This is a genomic window from Kribbella sp. NPDC051718 (genome assembly GCF_040681515.1).
Taxonomy (GTDB): domain Bacteria; phylum Actinomycetota; class Actinomycetes; order Propionibacteriales; family Kribbellaceae; genus Kribbella.
Genome location: NZ_JBFAYZ010000001.1, coordinates 1,218,664 through 1,234,459 on the forward strand (window position 1 = coordinate 1,218,664; position 15,796 = coordinate 1,234,459).

The window sequence follows — 15,796 nt, forward strand, 5'->3', positions numbered from 1 at the left end:
CCGATCTCAGAGATGACCCAGTGGGTCGAGCATCTCCGGTGCGACGTTGTCGTGGTCCGTTGAACGGGAGAGGTCGATCCATTGGGCGTCGGACTCGGCGCGCGCTTGCTCGAAGGCGGCGGCGACGGTGACGGCATCGCTGCCCAGCAAGAGCTTTTGCGGTACTTCGTCGAGCTCGACCAACTGCAGAACCACCTGGGCCACCTTGTCCGGGTCGCTGGCGGTGAGGCCGCCGTCCATGGCGTCGCGCAGGGCGCCGAGCGACTGCTCGTACGGCTCGCTGATCGGGTAGACCTTCATCGACGAGCCGGCCCAGTCGGTGGACATGCCACCCGGTTCGAGCACCGTCACCTTGATCCCGAGCGGGTTCACCTCGCGGGCGAGCACTCCGGAGAATCCGCCGACGGCCCACTTCGCCGCCTGGTACGCCGACAGTCCAGGCGCGACCACCCGGCCCCCGACGGACGAGACCTGGATGAAGTACCCGGCGCCCTGCTCGCGGAAGGTCGGGAGCGCGGCCTTGGTGACGTTGACGACGCCGAACAGGTTGGTCTCGATCTGCTCCCGAAAGTCGTCGACCGGAATGTCCTCGACGGACACGAAGTTGGCGTAGCCCGCGTTGTCGACCACCACATCGAGCCGCCCGAACGCCTCCATCGCAACCCGTACTGCGTCCTGCGCGGCGGCGTAGTCGGTCACATCCAGCTTCACCGCGCGGATCCGGTCGCCGTACCGCGCGACGAGATCGTCGAGCTGCTCGGGCCGCCGGGCGGTCGCCACCAGCCGTCAACTATCCGGTTAGTCGGCTACTCTTGGAGCATGGCCGGAGATGCGGAAGCGACGAAGAAGAGGCTGCTGGCGGCGGCCCGCAAGGAGTTCGGCGCGTACGGCATCGCCGGCGCCCGGGTGGACCGGATCGCGGCCGAGTCCGGCTCGAACAAGGCGCAGATCTACCACTACTTCGGCAGCAAGGACGGGCTGTTCGACGCGGTCTTCAACGAGATCGTCGTCGGCACCACCAGCGAGACGCCGATCGATCCGCTCGACCTGCCGGAGTACGCCGGCAAGCTGTTCGACCGCTACGAGCAGGACCCCGAGATCCAGCGGCTCGCGACCTGGTACCGGCTGGAGCGGTCGACCGCCGACGACCCGCTCGAGCTGATCATGGCGAGCAACAAGCACAAGGTCGAGGCGATTGCGCAGGCCCAGGCCGACGGCCGGCTGCCGTCGCACTACGAGCCGATCGTGCTCCTCGGGCTGGTCCTGCACCTGGCGGCACTCTGGGCGGGGATGACCCCGGAGTACGCACTGATGGTCAGCCGGACCTCCGCAACCGAGCGCCGGAAGGTCGTCACCGACGCCGTCAGCGCCCTACTCAAGGTCTAGTCCACTCCGCGACACGCGCGCGACATCTTTTCGTAGCCTTCTTGCGTAAAATGGCTGGTGATGATTGATGTCGTTGCGGTGACGCGTCCCGAGGACGTCGTGGTGGACTTCCTCTCCGTTCTCGATCCGGGCTCCGGCCGCGAAGTGCATCTGGTCATCGCCGGCCGCGGTGCCTATCTGAAGCTGCCGGCGGGAGTCCCGCTCGCCGGCCGCCTGGCGCCGTTGGCCGACCTGCTGCAGACGTCCGGCGAGGGCGCGAAACCGTTCTCGCCGGGCAGCGCCGCCGAAGCGATCGCGCTCGAAACGGGCGACGTCGCGGCGACCATCTGGACCCACTCCCCTGCCGACACCCGCTCGAGCCGCAGCCGGTGGGCGCTCGACCTCGCTGCCGCCATAGGCCGGGCGGCGGTGCGGCATGCGGTCGGCGACGGCCACTGGCTCCAATGGAAGACCGACTTCGATGTCCAGCTCGACCAGCCACTCATCGACGCCAAGCTCGACTTCGTCAACACGCACTGCGCCGACCTGCTCCTGTTGGGCGAGGAGGACGAGAATGCCCTGCTGACGCGTCGGCTCCACTCGGTCGAGCGGTTCTTCGACGCGAGCGCCGACGAGCGCGCCCGGCTGTTCGCGTTGATGGGCAGCATGAGTTCGGACGCGGCGATCGTCCCCGATCCGTGGGAGTTCGCGACTTCGGCGTACGAGATCGAGCGGCTGGACGCGACGGCGGCCTGGGTGCGCGAGCATCTCGATCCGGCCGCCGGCCAGGTCATCGAGGTCGGCGCGTGCGAAGGCGCACTGACTCGACGGCTGCTCGCCGACGGCTACTCGGTCGACGCCACCGAGCCGAATCCGGTCTTCCTCGCGAGGTTGCACGAGAACGTCGAGGGTGACGTCCGGATCCACTCGCACAGCTTCGAGGAGCTGACGACGACACGGCGGCTGACGGGTTCGGCGTACCTGCTGATCGAGATGCTGTACTACGGCCAGGACCTCACCCTCCTCGACCGCTTCCCCACCGACCGACTGTTCGTCTCGATGGACCCCGAGGTCCTGGCGCACCAGGTCTGGCCGGCCGCGTGGTCGGTCGAGCAGCAACTCGATCTCGTGACCCCGCGAGTCGAGGCGGTCGTCGGCGGCCGCGCCTACCTCCGCAAACGCGGCAGCCGCGGAATCCTCTTACGCAGAAGGTAATCCGCTCTGGCAGACGTCGCGGACCCGGGCGTACTCCACCGTTGCGGCGATGCCATCCGCTACCTCGGCCGAGACCTCACGCTCGACGATGTGCAGGGCGAGGTCGATGCCGGCCGTGATTCCGCCGGCTGTCACCAGGTCGCCGTCGTCGACGACGCGGTTGTGCTTCACGTCGGCGCCGAACGCCTCCAGTTCGTGCCAGGCGCCGCGGTTCGTCGTCGCCGGCCGGCCCTTCACCAGACCTGCCTCGGCCAGCAACATCGAGCCGGTGCAGACCGAGCCGATCCACTGGGTGTGTGGCGCGACCTCGGCGATCCTCGGGGCCAGCAGGTTGCGTTGCGCCCAGGACCCGCGCTCGGCGCGGTTCATCCAGCCGCCGCCGGGGACGAACAGCGCGTCCGGCGTACCGAGTCCTTCCGGCGCCTTGAACTGCAGGCCATGCAGGCCGGTCACCTCGGCCGGGCCGTCGAGCCCGACCAAGGCCAGCTCGAACTCCGGTCGCCGGGACGCGTGGCTCCAGACCTCGAACGGGCCCATCACGTCCATCTCGTCCACACCGTCGAACACCAGGATCTCGATTCGCATGGAACCAGCTCATCGTGACCGCCGCCACAGCGGAAGTGGCTCGATAGACATCGTTCGCTAGATTCCAGCCAACAGGCTCGAACACCGGCGCACAGAAAATGGTAGTGACAACCGCTGGGCGCAGGGATCGGACCGCTGGGCGCAGAAAGCTCGCACGAAGGGTGAGCGACCCGCTACCCATGGTGGAGACATCCCGCCCATGGAGGTCCGCCCATGCCTCGACGCGTCAACGCCGGCTCGATCGTCACCATCGCCACCACGCTGATCGCCACCACTGCCACCCTGCAGGCGGTGGTGGCACCGGCAGCCGCAACCTCCTCCGGACTCGCGGCCGCGACCGGTTGCGACGCTGCCGCGACGGGCTTCACTCTGGTCCTCCAGCTGGACGTCCCACAGCAGGCAGGCTGGCTCAACGAGACCCCGCCGTACAGCCTCGACCGGACCGCCGAGATCGGCGCGAACTTCGACCGGGTCGGCTACTGCGTCGAGCTCAACGGGCCAGATGGGCCGCAATGGGTATGGACGGCCATGGAGCCGTTCTCCACAGACGCAAGGCGGATCGGGCTGCCGACGAGGCCTGGTGAACTCGTCCGGCAGCGGGTCAGCGACCTGGACGTCCAGTCGAACGTGCCCAGCGTGACGAGTGGTACCGGCCAGACCGGCTACCTGGAGATGTGGCCGAACCAGTACCAGGAGAGCGCCAGCACCCAGGTCTCGAACGCGTCGCCGATCACCTTCGACGTCGACGACAACCCGACCTCACCGCTCGGCTACGGCTCGTTCCAGGTCGCCCAGATCGGGCCGACCCGGCCGTCGAACCTCGCCGCCAAGCAGGTCTTCGCGATCAACACGTTCACCGAGTCGGACAACAGCACGCTGTCCCTCGGCATCGGCACCAACCTCGCCGGTCAACCGGACTGGACCTTCGCCAACAACGCGAACCGCTACTCCCAACGCCGCTTCACCGCGTACGTCCGTACTGCGGTCGTGGCGCTCAGCGAGTCGCCGCAGGATCGCCAGCTGATCCCGCGCGACGCCAAGGGCGGCTCGACGGTGCCGGTGGCCGGGCGGGTCACCGATCCCCGGGTACGCCGGGTGCAGCTGCGAGTGAGCAGCAACGGCCATACCGACACCTACAGCTCTTCGTCGAGCAGCTTCCGGTTCACGCCGAGGATCAAGGCGGGCCTGCAGGAGTACAGCTTCGAGGTGCGTGCCACTGGTCCCGGTTTGGACCGGGTAGTGACTCGGCGCGACAGTGTGGTCTCCGGTGATGTCTATGTGGTGCAGGGACAGTCCAACTCGGAGGCGGCGAAGTACAACGGCGCTGCCAACGCGGAGGAATCCGAGTACCTGCGCAGCTACGGCTCGCCGACCTCGAACCCCAGCATCTCGGGCGCCGACCGGGTCTGGCACTACGCGACTGGTGACGTAACCAATCAGTCCGGCTCGATCGGGCAGTGGGCGATCCGGATGGGCCGGCGGATCGTCGACACCTACAAGGTGCCCGTGGCGCTCATCAACGGAGCACACGGCGGCCAACCGATCAGCTTCTTCCAGCGCAACGACGCGAACCCCGATGACGTCACCACCAACTACGGAAGGCTTCGCCAGCGCCTGACCTCTGCTGGTGTGATCAACCAGGTGAAGGGTGTGCTTTGGTACCAGGGCGAGTCGGACAACGACAACGCTCCGGTGCACATCGCCGGCTTCACCGCCTTGCTGCAGGACTGGCGATCTGACTTCGGGAGTGCTGCTCGGTACTACGTCTACCAGGTGCGCACCGCGCCTTGCGGCAACACGACTGCGATGAGCTTGCGGGAGGCGCAGCGGGAGCTTGGCGACACCGCAGGGGTCACAGTGCTCTCGACGAATGGGCTGTCGGGGCATGACGGGTGCCACTACGCGTACCTGGGCGGGTATCGCGATATGGGCGACCATACGTTCGCGGTGCTGGCCAGGGATCTTTACGGTGGGCCGAGCGTTGGGGTGGCGCCGCCTAACCCTTCCAGCGTTAGTGCTAGCGGGTCGCAACTCGTAGTACAGCTGCGGTCGAGCGATGTGCTGACTGTTGATGCAGGGGTGGCTGCTGACTTCCGGGTGGATGGTGCGGCGGTTGCTGTGTCGTCTGTGGCCTACCAGGCCGGCGGGAAGCTCGTACTGACTCTGTCCGGGCCGGCGGCCGGTGTGACCGCCCTGACCTACCAGGGGCACAACGGTGCCGGGCCCTGGATCACCAACGCCACTGGGACGGGTCTGCTCGCCTTCACGTTGCCAGTCACCTGAAGCCGGGCGCGGCCGGTGCCCTCCGCCCCGAGGCATTGGCCGCGCCAGTACTACTTCTTCTTGTATGCAGCGAGAAACGCCTCGACGCCTACTTCGGTGAAATGGGCGAGCTCCTCGGGTGAGTTCGCGTCCATCCGGCCGAAGAACATCACCCGGTTGCTCGGGATCCACAACAGCAGGCCGGCCAGGTGATTGGCGGCGATCACCGGATCCTTGATGCTGAGCAGCCCGCGGTCGGCGAGCCGCTCCAAGCAGGCGGCCAGGGTCGGGAGGACCCGGCCGAAGCCGCGGTTCCAGTACTCCTGGCCGAGGTCGGGGAAGCGGGCCGCCTCGGCGATCACCAGCCGGCGCATCTGCTGCACGGACTCGGTCATGATCCCGCCGACGAAGGCGTCCGCGAGCCGGCGGACGGCGTCGTCGATGTCGTCGGCCTCGGCGACCTCGCGGCCGATCTCGGCGAAGGGGTCCTCGACCCGGTCGCTGATCGCGACGATCAGGGCCCGGAACAGATGTTCCTTGTCGGCGAACTGCTTGTAGACGGTCTGTTTCGACACCGACGCGGTGGCCGCGACCTGGTCCATGCTCGCGCCGACGTAACCGTTCTCCAGGAACGCCTCCAGCGCGGCGTCCAGGATCTGCTCGCGCTTGAGTGCCGCGCGGGCGGTGAGTTCTGGCATCGGTCGTCTCCTTTCGCCAGTACTAGACAGTACCGTACTCTTCTGGGTACGGTACGGTTCAGTACTCAAATCGTGAGGAGAATCCGATGTCCACTGTTCGTTCGTCCGATGGCACCGAGCTCGGCTACTCGCAGGTCGGCTCCGGCCCGGCCGTGATCCTGGTCGACGGCGCCACCGCCTTCCGCGCCTTCAACCCGACCTCGGGGCAGATCGCGGAGCTGCTGTCCGGCTCCTTCACCGTCTACACCTACGACCGCCGCGGCCGGGGCGAGAGCGGCTGGAACGACGCCTCGACCACGCCGTACGACGACGAGCTGGCCGACCTGGCCGCGATCATCGAGGCAGCCGGCGGATCCGCCGCGGTCTGGGGCATCTCGTCGGGCGGGATCCTTGCCCTGGAGGCCGCCCGCGCTGGGCTGCCGATCACCAAGCTGGCCGTCTACGAGCCGCCGTTCATCGTCTCCGACGTCCGCCCGCCGCTGCCTGACGACTACGTCGCCCAGCTGCAGACCGCGGTCGCCGAGGGGCGCCGGGACGACGCCGCGAAGATCTTCCTGACCAAGGCGGTCGGCATGCCCGAGGAGTACCTCGGCGGTATCACCGAGAGCCCGTTCTGGCCGACCATGCTGGAGATCGCGCACACCATCGCCAACGACGGCGCCATCGTCGGCAAGACCATGTCAGGCGACCCCTCCACGCTCGACCGGTACGCCGGGATCGCAACGGAGACGCTCGTCGCGTACGGAGACGCCACCGACGCCTCCATCATCGAGGGCGACCAGTTGCTGGCCAAGGTGCTGCCGGCGGCCACTCTCGAAGTACTGCCTGGTCAGACGCATGACGTCGCGGCTGACGTGATCGCGCCGGTGCTGCTGCGGTTCTTCAGCTGAGGACGTCGGTGGCCAGGTGCTCACGGCCGACACCGGCCAGGAGCATCGTGACGCCGTCGGAGTTGTCGGTGCGCAGCGGCAGGATCTCCCGGTACGCCGCGGAGTCGTACCAGCCGCGCGCGTGCTCGTAGTCGGGGAACTCGATCACGATCAACGTCCCCTGCCACTCCCCCTCGACGTGCTCCGGTACGCCGCCGTGCACGATGAAGTGCCCGTCGAAGGGGGCCAGGGTGGCGTCGATCCGTTCGAGATACTCGATGATCCCGGCGCACAGCCGGACGTTGGTGAGGTTCGCGATCGCGTAGTGCGTCATCGGCCGGTCTCCTTCTCGTTCCTTCGGATGAGACCAGGGTCGGACGGAACGTGCTCGAGGACGATTACGTCCGAGGTCATAGCGAAAGGACTCCGTCGCGGGACAGCGGTTGGGCTGGTCTCGACGTACGGTGGATGCCATGTCAGGTACAGGGGGACAGCCTTCGACACCCACGGAGGTGATGGAGGAGCGGATCGGTCCGTACCGGTTGATCCGGCGGCTCGGGCAAGGCGGCATGGGTGTCGTTTACCTGGCGGAAGGGCCTGAACACAAAGAGGTAGCGCTCAAGGTGCTGCGGGCGCACGTCGCGCACGACCCGACCGCGCGGGCCCGGCTGCAGCGCGAGGCGACGACCCTGCAGAAGGTGAACCACCCTGGTGTCGCAGGGATTCTCGACCACGACCTGCACAGCGACCGGCCGTACCTGGTGACGCGATTCGTCCCGGGGCGCCCGATGGACGAGCAGGTGGACGAGCGCGGGCCGCTGACGCCGCAGCGCTGGCTGCCGGTGGCCGGCTGTCTGGCGGAGTCGCTGCAGGCGATCCACCAGGTGGGGGTCGTGCACCGCGACCTCAAGCCGGGCAACGTGATGATGTTCAACGGCAAGCCGGTGATGATCGACTTCGGCATCGCCCAGGCGGCCGACGACCTCCGCCTCACCCAGACCGGCCTGGTGATCGGTACGCCCGGCTACCTCGCGCCGGAACTCATCGAGGGCGAGATGGTCTCCGAGTCGGCCGACTGGTGGGGCTGGGCAGCCACTGTCGCCTACGCGGCTACTGGCCGCCGTCCCTTCGGCAAAGGGCCCTTCGAGGTCGTACTGCATCGCGTACACAGCGGCCAGGCGGATCTGGAGGGCTTGGACCCCCGCCTGAAGCCACTGCTCGCTGCAGCTCTCTCCCCCGACCGCCGCGACCGTCCCACCCAGGCGGAGATCATGGCCGGCCTGAACCGCTACGCCGAGGGCCGCGACGCCCTGATCCCCAACCCCCACACTGAGCAGCCACCGAAGACCGCCCTCATCACCCCACCAACCGCGGTGATGACCCGAGTCATGCCAGAAGACGAAGCAGCCGCCGCACCAGTCGGCGACCACAACCCAGCCGAGGTTGCACAGCTCGTACCACCGGTGATCCCGCCGCTCTCTGCCTTCGCCCCGGCCCGCGACATGCTCCGCGACGTAGCCGCCAAACAAAAAGCCAAGAAGGCCGCCGCTGCCGCAGCAGCAGGCGCTGGAGGCGCAGCCCTGGCCGGCGGCCCCGCCGGCGTGCCGGTTCATCCGGCGACCTACAGTCCTACGCCTACTGCTGCTGCGCCTGCGGGGATGCCGCTGAACTACCAGGGGTATCAGCCTGGGGCATACCAACCGCAGTACCCGGCGCAGCCGCAGTACCCGGTGCAGCAGCCGTACCAGCCGCAGCCTCAACCGCAGGCATATCGGGGGCAGGAGGTTGCTCGGCGAGATGCTGCTGTGCCGGTATCGAGGGCTGATGTGCCGCCGTCGGGTGACCAGCAGGTGGCTCGGTCGGTGCTGGTGGTCGGGTTCATGGTGGCGCTGGGTGGGTTGATCGCGTACACGCCGGGCTTCGGCGTACTGGTGGCCGCACTGCTGATTGCTCTCGCACGGACGGTCGACCGCGGTAGTACGGCGATCATGCGCCGCCGTCAGGTCCGCGGTGGTCGCGGCAAGTCGGACGGACTGGTGGCAGTCGCCGCCAGCCCGATGCACCTGCTCGCGGCCGCGCTCATCACCGTCTTCTGCCTGATCCTGCCGGTCATCATGGGCTTCATCGTCGGCGGGATCGTCACCGTCGGCGCCGCCAACACCCACGGCCTCGACTGGGTGCCGCTGTCCGCGGTCGGCTTCGGCGCCGGCGGTATCGCCGGTCTGTTCACCGCATGGTGGGGACCAGGTGGTACTTCCTTGCGGCGCGGCACCAAGATCACCCTCCGCAAAGCCTTCCGCCCCGCCTGGCTGAGCCTGCTCATCGCCGCCATCCTGATCGGCGCGGCCGCGCTCACCTTCAAGGACGCGGCGGCAGGCAACGGCGCCTCCTGGGCCCGCCAGCCGATCACCGCGCCCGAGCTACCCAACCGCCCCGGCCTCGGCGACATCGGCGACTGGCCGATCGTCCGGGACCTGCCCATCATCGGCAACGGCTGACGCCGCGCGAGGCAATACGGCGTACAAGCGGCAACCCCAGCCGATCGACGACCGGCTGGGGTGCAGCGGTCAGAAGCGGTTGTCCAGGATGACCATCTGGGAGCGCTCCGGCCCGACGCCGACCGCGGAGATCGGGGCGCCGCTGAGCGCCTCGACCGCCTTCACGTAGGTCTGCGCGTTCTTCGGCAGGTCCTCGAAGGTCCGGCAGCCGGTGATGTCCTCGCTCCAGCCGTCGTACTCCTCGTAGACCGGGGTCGCGTGGTGGAAGTCGGTCTGCGTCATCGGCATCTCGTCGTACCGGACGCCGTTCACCTCGTACGCAACGCAGACCGGGATCTTCTCGCGCCCGGTCAACGTGTCCAGCTTGGTGAGCACGAAGTCGGTGACCCCGTTGATGCGCGCCGCGTACCGGGCGATCACCGCGTCGTACCAGCCACAGCGTCGCGGCCGCCCGGTCGTAGTACCGAACTCGAACCCCTGCTGCCGCAGCCACTCGCCGTCGGCATCCAGCAGCTCCGTCGGGAACGGCCCCTCGCCGACACGCGTCGTGTACGCCTTCACGACCGCCATCACGCGATCGATCCGGGTCGGCGGGATGCCCGAGCCGGTACAGGCGCCCGCGGAGATCGCGTTGGACGACGTGACGAACGGGTAGGTGCCGTGGTCGACGTCCAGCAGCGTCGCCTGGCCGGCCTCCATCAGGACCGTCTTGCCCTCGTCGAGGGCGCGGCCGAGCAGCAGGGGCGTGTCGGCGACCATCGGGCGCAGGCGCTCGGCGTACCCGAGCAGTTCGTCCATCACCTCGGCGATCTCCACCGCGCGCCGGTTGTAGACCTTCACCAGCAGCTGGTTCTTCTGCTCCAGCGCGCCGGTGACCTTCTGCTCGAGGATCTTCTCGTCGTACAGGTCCTGGACCCGGATGCCGATCCGGTTCATCTTGTCGGCGTACGTCGGGCCGATGCCGCGCCCGGTGGTACCGATCTTCCGGCTGCCGAGGAATCGCTCGGCGACCTTGTCCAGGGTCCGGTTGTACGGCGGGATCAGGTGCGCGTTCGCGCTGATCAGCAGCCGGGAGGTGTCGACCCCCCGGACCTGCAGCGCGTCGAGCTCCTCGAACAGCACGCTGAGGTCGACCACCACCCCGTTGCCGATCACCGGGGTGACGCCCGGAGTCAGGATTCCGCTCGGGAGCAGGTGCAGGGCGTACTTCTCGTCCCCGATCACGACCGTGTGGCCGGCGTTGTTGCCGCCGTTGAACTTGACCACGTAGTCGATCGTCGCTCCGGTGTTGCCGAGCAGATCGGTCGCCTTGCCTTTGCCCTCATCGCCCCACTGGGCGCCGACGAGCACGATTGCGGGCATCTCAGCCCTCCTCTTCACGCGTCGGCCCGGACGGCATCGTCGCCGTTCGGTGGCCGGCCGCTAGAAACGGTGAAGCCCGGGCACGGTTCACCAAAGCTTCGCTTCGGTGACGCGTCCAGGCTCTTGCGACCCAACCCTACCGGAACTGCGCATTACCACGTAGTTGCTCGTCGGCGTGGGCAACACGTGACACCGAGCGCGCAATTCACCACGACGGGTTGCCATTTTCCGTGATCACGTGCACACTCTTAGTCAGCGGCCCGCCGAAACTGCCGCAGGGGACGGTTCCGGCGGGCCGCTTTCTTCATGCCTACAAGGGATTCCGGTCCATTCACAAACGCTCAAGCTCGTTGCCCGGGGCGTCGAATCAGTCCGCGTCGAGGCCTTCGGGGTTGGTTGCCAACCACTCCTTGATCCGCCGGTCGGCTTCCTCCGGGGTGACGTCCTCGACCTTGGTCATGATCGCCCAGCGGTGGCCGAACGGGTCGATGATCGTGCCGAAGCGGTCTCCGGTCATGAACGTCTGGACCGCCTCCACCTGGCGGGCGCCGGCCTCGATCGCCTTCGCGAAGGTCGCGTCCACGTCCGGTACGTAGTGCACCAGCGACGAGTGCACCCACTCGCCGGTCGGCGCCTGCAGCCCGATCTGCGGCATCTCGTTGCTCAGCTGCAGCATCGAGTCGCCGAACTTCAGCTCCGCCTGGCCGAGTCGCCCGTCAGGCAGGTCCTGCCGGCTGACCACCTCCGCCCCGAACACGTCCGAGTAGAACTCGATCGCCTTCGGACCGTCCGAGACGGCCAGGTACGGGGTGAGCGAGTGGTAGCCGGCCGGGATGGGATTCACCTTGTTCGTCGTCATACCCGCAGTCTTCGCGAGCCGGCTGGGCCGGGTCTTGTAAGAACGCGACAGGCAGGTTTCTGTCGGTGGACTGTCGTAGGTTTGGGGGCGTGTCCAGGCAGCCGTACGACAGCGAGCGCGGCATCCTGCATCCCCGCGAGCAGGCCCGGCACCGGAGCCTGAGCAGGCTCCTTCCGAGCCCCGGCATCGACCGGTTCGTGGAGTGGTACTGGATCGTCGAGTGGGACCTCCAAGAGCCGTACGTGGCCGAGGTGCTGCCGTATCCGTGCGTCAACGTAACGTTCGAGGAGCCGGGCGGCGCCTTCGTGAACGGGGTCTGCACCCGCAAGTTCGAGCGGGAGCTGGTCGGGCCGGGGCGTGCCTTCGGGGTGAAGTTCTGGGCCGGCGGGTTCGGCGCGATGACCGGGCTGGATGTCGGCTCGTTCCGCGACGAGGTGCTGCCCCTGCGCGAGGTGTTCGACGACGCCGACCGGCTGGCCGACCTGGTCTTCGCGGAGCCGGACGACGTCCGCCGCCGGGCCGTCTTCGAGGCGTTCCTGTCCGATCACCTGGTGGCGGCGGACGCGCAGTACGAGCTGGTCCGGGCGGTGATCGCGGCGATGAGCGAGGACCGCGACCTGACCCGGGTGGACCAGGTCACCGAACGCTTCGACCTCCCCATCCGCAAACTCCAACGCCTCTTCCGCCGGTATGTCGGCGTCGGACCCAAGTGGGTCCTCCGCCGCTACCGCCTCCACGACGGCGCCGACCTCCTCGCCCGCGGCGAACTGACCGACCTGGCCACCCTCTCCACCGCCCTCGGCTACTTCGACCAGGCCCACTTCTCCCACGAGTTCAAGGAACAGATCGGCCTGACCCCCGCCGAATACGCGACCCGAGCCGCAGCAGAATCCCAAATCACCTACCGCTGACGCACCACAACAGCCATCCCGGTGGCGACCAGCGTCGCCGCGATCGCCAGCGCGAACCCCAGCTGCGAGCCATGCGTATCCACCGCCCGACCAGCTACCGCCGCCCCCATCGCGATGCCGGCCGCACTCCCGGAGTTCAACCAGGTAAAGGCTTGCGTCAGCACCGCAGGCTCCACCTCTGACTCAACCAGCACCGACGCCAACACCTGAATAGGCGCCAACGCCAACCCAGGCAAAGCCAGCGCGAGCGCAAGCGCCAATGGGGTGTCTGCAGCAAGCAACGGCAAGGTTGTGACGAACAGGATCGCCATGGCGGCCACGAACTGGGTCCGGGCAGGCATGCGCCAACGCCTTGCTCCGTAGGCGATACCGGCCGCCAGGCTGATCAGGCTGGTGATGCTGTAGAGCGGTCCGGCGAGCGAGGCCGAGTCCCTGCCGACAGCGAAGGCAGTCACCGAGACTTGCATGCTGCCGAAGAACAGGCCGACGCCGACGTTGGTGCCGGCGAGCGCCAGGAATCCCTTGGTCAGCAGGCGTCCTGAGCCTTCAGCACGTACCCCGGCAGTCGGTGGCGGCGCACTACTGCGTTGCACCGCCAGGGACAGGCCGCCGCCGACCACCAGGGTCGTCGCGAGGATTGAGCCGGCTACCGGGGACACCAGGGCGCTGACTGTGCCGATGAGCGCCGGGCCAACCAGGAAGGCCAGGCCTGTGCCCAGTGACTCCAAGGCGAAGCCGGAGGAGAGGGCCGGGACTCCCCGGAGTGCGTGCGACCAGCGGGCGGCGGTCTGGGCGCCGATCTGGGGTAGCGATGCTCCGGCGAGCACCCCGGCAAGTACGAGCATCCACAGCGGCGCGGCGGCCAGTGTCAGGGCGATGAGCAGCGCTATCGCGATGGTGTGGAGCAGCAGGGTGATTGGGAGCATGCGGGGTTGGCCGTAGCGGTCGATCAGCCGGGCTACCTGTGGGCCGCCTACTGCTTCGGCGACGGCGAAGCCGCCGGTTACTGCGCCTGCTACGGCGTACGAGCCGGTGGAGCCGTGGACCAGCCAGACGATGCCTAGGCCGGTCATGGCGATGCCGATCCGCGCTGGTGCGGCGGCCAGGTAGAACTTCAACGCTCCCGGGGTGCGCAGGGCGACTCGGTAGCCGCTCTCTGTCTGCTGCGCGGTCTTCTGCGCAGTCTTTTGGGGCGTGCGGATCCGTCCGGTGAGTGCCGGCACGGTAGTACCTTCCGCTGCCCGGCGGGGCGGTGACCTGACCGTGGGCGTCCTACTACGCCGATCCGTCGTTGCCGCCTACAACCGTCCAAGTTCGGCAGGAAGCGGGGACGCACGCCGCCTGCCGGCTATGTCACCGGGCAGAACCTCGAGGGTTTTGATGACTCGCTGAGTCTACTACCTTGTAACACCGGCACGAGCCCGCTTATGTCCACCTCCGCCGCAACCGCCACATCCTCCGCGAACCCGTACGCCGTCAGCTCCCGCCCACCAGCGCACTCGTGCAGCACCTCCGGGAGCTCGTCCACCACCTCCCTGTACGCCGCTGCGGCCGCCCGAGCCTCCGGTGACAGCGGGCCAACCCCGCGGTCAGCCAGGCCGGCCAGAAACGCGCCGGCACCCCAGAGGTCCTCCACTGCCGGGCGCAGCGAGCCGTCCTTCCACCTCTCACCGGCAGCGATCGCCACTACGGTCAGCGACGGGTCGGCGGCGAGCTGGGCAGCGACCCAGTCCACGGCGGCGGAGGTGTTGCGCAGCGAGACGGCGACGACAGTAGAGCCGCTGTCGCTGAGCTGCTGGGAGATGGTGGAGCCGTTGGGCGATGGGAGCACCAGGCGTCGCACTCCCCGGGCCTGACGGATCGAGACCGGCGAGAGGGTGATACCGGGTTGAGACCGGCCTACGGCTAGTACGGCGTCGTGCTGTTCGGCGTACGCGACTGCTGTCTCGTCGCGCCAGCGGTACGGGTACACGTCGATGCCGACGTCGACAGCCACCGTGACGGCGGTGGTGAATGACAGTATGTCCACCACCGCCACAATGCTGCCGGGAACAGCGGCCGCGCCGGCCGGTCCCCAGTCGAAGCCGACGCGGAATCCCTGCTGTGCATAGGGGCTGGTCACCCCTACAACTTACTTAAGCCAGTACGTCGGCCGCGGTGGCAGACGAGTCACGCAGGAACGTCTTGCAGCGCTCGGCCTCGTCCTTCTCGTCGATGATCGCCGCTGCCTTGCCGAGGACGGCCAGGCAGCGCAGGAAGCCGCGGTTCGGCTCGTGCTCCCACGGGACCGGCCCGTGGCCCTTCCAGCCGTTGCGGCGGAGCGAGTCCAGACCGCGGTGGTAGCCGGTCCGGGCATAGGCGTACGCCTCGATCGTGTGGCCCTCCTTCAGGGCCTCCTCGGCGAGCACCGACCAGGCCAGCGAAGAGGTCGGGTACTTGGCCGCGAGGTCCACTGCGGCGGCCCCGGCGGCGAGTTCCGCAGCGGCGGGGTCGACGGGGAGTAATGTCTCGGGTGGGCCTGATAGCAGATTGTTCAATTCCATAAGCACATCTTCGCCGATCACGCCGCCATCCCGGCACGTGACCGTCTGTCGAAATCCGTTGACCGTTCACCTGATGGCCACGGATGCTTGAGACCTTGCGTCGAGACCGCCGTGGTTCCCAGCTACGGCCGGAAGGAGGCACCGGATGAGCGTGATCGTCCTGAACGCGTCATACGAGCCGCTGCACACCGTGTCGATCCAGCACGCCATCCGGATGCTGGTCCGCGAGGTCGCAGTGGTCGAAGAGGCGCATGGCGAACGGACCATCGGTCCTTTCCCGGTGCCCAGAGTGCTCCGCCTGGTCCGCTACGTGGTCACGCACTGGCGGTATGCCGCCGGCCGGATGAAGTACAGCAAGCACGGCGTGCTGCGGCGGGACAAGTTCCATTGCGCGTACTGCGGCCTGGCCAACGCCGACACGATGGATCACGTCCAACCGAGGTCCAGAGGCGGCCGGACGGAGTGGTTGAACGCGGTCGCCGCCCACGCCTCGTGCAACGAGCGCAAAGGCAACCGGACGCCGTCCGAGGCCAATATGCCGCTCCTGTGGCAACCCTGGGTACCAACCCGCGCCGAGCTCGTCATACAAACATGACGGGCTATTTTTATGCCCTCTCACCGGTCGGCTG

16 protein-coding genes are annotated in these 15,796 nt (G+C 67.9%); 7 read left to right on the forward strand and 9 right to left on the reverse strand.

The annotated features are described in order from the left end of the window. Positions 1 to 6: 6 nt before the first annotated feature. The gene (locus AB0M15_RS06000; protein ID WP_363814346.1) at positions 7 to 780 is read right to left on the reverse strand and encodes an SDR family NAD(P)-dependent oxidoreductase; all 774 of its coding nucleotides are present in this window, start codon (positions 778 to 780) and stop codon (positions 7 to 9) included. Positions 781 to 819: 39 nt separating this feature from the next. Between AB0M15_RS06000 and AB0M15_RS06005 the strand changes: the two genes are divergently transcribed. Continuing rightward, positions 820 to 1,386 carry a TetR family transcriptional regulator gene (locus AB0M15_RS06005; protein ID WP_363814348.1) on the forward strand — a complete coding sequence of 189 codons (567 nt, stop codon included), beginning with the start codon at positions 820 to 822 and terminating at the stop codon, positions 1,384 to 1,386. A gap of 60 nt (positions 1,387 to 1,446) precedes the next feature. After that, complete coding sequence (locus tag AB0M15_RS06010) at positions 1,447 to 2,580, forward strand: SAM-dependent methyltransferase (protein WP_363814350.1); 1,134 nt, start codon at positions 1,447 to 1,449, stop codon at positions 2,578 to 2,580. Here AB0M15_RS06010 and AB0M15_RS06015 read toward each other — a convergent pair. Further along, positions 2,566 to 3,165 carry a DJ-1/PfpI family protein gene (locus AB0M15_RS06015; RefSeq protein ID WP_363814352.1) on the reverse strand — a complete coding sequence of 200 codons (600 nt, stop codon included), beginning with the start codon at positions 3,163 to 3,165 and terminating at the stop codon, positions 2,566 to 2,568. The genes AB0M15_RS06010 and AB0M15_RS06015 overlap by 15 nt on opposite strands. Positions 3,166 to 3,378: 213 nt before the next feature. On the opposite strand from AB0M15_RS06015, the gene AB0M15_RS06020 reads away from it, so the two are divergent. Next, positions 3,379 to 5,448 (forward strand): sialate O-acetylesterase, encoded by a 2,070-nt coding sequence (locus AB0M15_RS06020; RefSeq protein ID WP_363814354.1) that lies wholly within the window; start codon positions 3,379 to 3,381, stop codon positions 5,446 to 5,448. A gap of 50 nt (positions 5,449 to 5,498) precedes the next feature. Here AB0M15_RS06020 and AB0M15_RS06025 read toward each other — a convergent pair whose 3' ends face one another. Continuing rightward, positions 5,499 to 6,125 (reverse strand): TetR/AcrR family transcriptional regulator, encoded by a 627-nt coding sequence (locus tag AB0M15_RS06025; RefSeq protein ID WP_363814356.1) that lies wholly within the window; start codon positions 6,123 to 6,125, stop codon positions 5,499 to 5,501. An 86-nt stretch (positions 6,126 to 6,211) separates the two neighbouring features. Here AB0M15_RS06025 and AB0M15_RS06030 point away from each other — a divergent pair, with 86 nt between their 5' ends. Continuing rightward, complete coding sequence (locus AB0M15_RS06030; RefSeq protein ID WP_363814358.1) at positions 6,212 to 7,015, forward strand: alpha/beta hydrolase; 804 nt, start codon at positions 6,212 to 6,214, stop codon at positions 7,013 to 7,015. Here AB0M15_RS06030 and AB0M15_RS06035 read toward each other — a convergent pair. Next, positions 7,008 to 7,328: a DUF1330 domain-containing protein gene (locus tag AB0M15_RS06035; protein ID WP_363814360.1), complete on the reverse strand. Its 321-nt coding sequence runs from the start codon at positions 7,326 to 7,328 to the stop codon at positions 7,008 to 7,010. The genes AB0M15_RS06030 and AB0M15_RS06035 overlap by 8 nt on opposite strands. 139 nt (positions 7,329 to 7,467) lie before the next feature. Between AB0M15_RS06035 and AB0M15_RS06040 the strand changes: the two genes are divergently transcribed. Next, entirely contained in the window at positions 7,468 to 9,492 is a 2,025-nt protein-coding gene (locus AB0M15_RS06040) for a serine/threonine-protein kinase (RefSeq protein ID WP_363814362.1), read from the forward strand. Between the two features lie 69 nt (positions 9,493 to 9,561). On the opposite strand, the gene AB0M15_RS06045 is transcribed toward AB0M15_RS06040, so the two are convergent. Beyond that, positions 9,562 to 10,854: an adenylosuccinate synthase gene (locus AB0M15_RS06045; RefSeq protein WP_363814364.1), complete on the reverse strand. Its 1,293-nt coding sequence runs from the start codon at positions 10,852 to 10,854 to the stop codon at positions 9,562 to 9,564. A gap of 367 nt (positions 10,855 to 11,221) precedes the next feature. Then, positions 11,222 to 11,713, reverse strand: a complete 492-nt coding sequence (locus tag AB0M15_RS06050; RefSeq protein ID WP_363814366.1) for a VOC family protein — start codon at positions 11,711 to 11,713, stop codon at positions 11,222 to 11,224. 89 nt (positions 11,714 to 11,802) lie between these two features. Here AB0M15_RS06050 and AB0M15_RS06055 point away from each other — a divergent pair, with 89 nt between their 5' ends. Continuing rightward, a complete protein-coding gene (locus tag AB0M15_RS06055) occupies positions 11,803 to 12,624 on the forward strand; it encodes a helix-turn-helix transcriptional regulator (RefSeq protein WP_363814368.1) in 822 nt (273 codons plus the stop codon). On the opposite strand, the gene AB0M15_RS06060 is transcribed toward AB0M15_RS06055, so the two are convergent. From AB0M15_RS06060 to AB0M15_RS06070, 3 genes are all read right to left on the reverse strand, one after another. Then, the gene (locus AB0M15_RS06060) at positions 12,615 to 13,847 is read right to left on the reverse strand and encodes an MFS transporter (RefSeq protein WP_363814370.1); all 1,233 of its coding nucleotides are present in this window, start codon (positions 13,845 to 13,847) and stop codon (positions 12,615 to 12,617) included. The genes AB0M15_RS06055 and AB0M15_RS06060 overlap by 10 nt on opposite strands. Before the next feature lie 125 nt (positions 13,848 to 13,972). Beyond that, a complete protein-coding gene (locus tag AB0M15_RS06065) occupies positions 13,973 to 14,746 on the reverse strand; it encodes a 2-phosphosulfolactate phosphatase (protein ID WP_363814372.1) in 774 nt (257 codons plus the stop codon). Positions 14,747 to 14,759: 13 nt separating this feature from the next. Continuing rightward, positions 14,760 to 15,167 (reverse strand): DUF3151 domain-containing protein, encoded by a 408-nt coding sequence (locus tag AB0M15_RS06070; protein WP_363814374.1) that lies wholly within the window; start codon positions 15,165 to 15,167, stop codon positions 14,760 to 14,762. A gap of 145 nt (positions 15,168 to 15,312) precedes the next feature. Here AB0M15_RS06070 and AB0M15_RS06075 point away from each other — a divergent pair, with 145 nt between their 5' ends. Continuing rightward, positions 15,313 to 15,762, forward strand: a complete 450-nt coding sequence (locus tag AB0M15_RS06075; RefSeq protein ID WP_164601105.1) for an HNH endonuclease — start codon at positions 15,313 to 15,315, stop codon at positions 15,760 to 15,762. Positions 15,763 to 15,796 lie beyond the last annotated feature (34 nt).

Excerpts from the sequence above, each read along its gene's own strand:
- AB0M15_RS06005 (WP_363814348.1), top strand. The coding sequence starts at position 820 with ATGGCCGGAGATGCGGAAGCGACGAAGAAGAGGCTGCTGGCGGCGGCC.
- AB0M15_RS06070 (WP_363814374.1), bottom strand. The coding sequence starts at position 15,167 with ATGGAATTGAACAATCTGCTATCAGGCCCACCCGAGACATTACTCCCC.
- AB0M15_RS06050 (WP_363814366.1), bottom strand. The coding sequence starts at position 11,713 with ATGACGACGAACAAGGTGAATCCCATCCCGGCCGGCTACCACTCGCTC.
- AB0M15_RS06015 (WP_363814352.1), bottom strand. The coding sequence starts at position 3,165 with ATGCGAATCGAGATCCTGGTGTTCGACGGTGTGGACGAGATGGACGTG.
- AB0M15_RS06045 (WP_363814364.1), bottom strand. The coding sequence starts at position 10,854 with ATGCCCGCAATCGTGCTCGTCGGCGCCCAGTGGGGCGATGAGGGCAAA.
- AB0M15_RS06020 (WP_363814354.1), top strand. The coding sequence starts at position 3,379 with ATGCCTCGACGCGTCAACGCCGGCTCGATCGTCACCATCGCCACCACG.
- AB0M15_RS06035 (WP_363814360.1), bottom strand. The coding sequence starts at position 7,328 with ATGACGCACTACGCGATCGCGAACCTCACCAACGTCCGGCTGTGCGCC.
- AB0M15_RS06040 (WP_363814362.1), top strand. The coding sequence starts at position 7,468 with ATGTCAGGTACAGGGGGACAGCCTTCGACACCCACGGAGGTGATGGAG.
- AB0M15_RS06075 (WP_164601105.1), top strand. The coding sequence starts at position 15,313 with ATGAGCGTGATCGTCCTGAACGCGTCATACGAGCCGCTGCACACCGTG.
- AB0M15_RS06010 (WP_363814350.1), top strand. The coding sequence starts at position 1,447 with ATGATTGATGTCGTTGCGGTGACGCGTCCCGAGGACGTCGTGGTGGAC.
- AB0M15_RS06025 (WP_363814356.1), bottom strand. The coding sequence starts at position 6,125 with ATGCCAGAACTCACCGCCCGCGCGGCACTCAAGCGCGAGCAGATCCTG.
- AB0M15_RS06030 (WP_363814358.1), top strand. The coding sequence starts at position 6,212 with ATGTCCACTGTTCGTTCGTCCGATGGCACCGAGCTCGGCTACTCGCAG.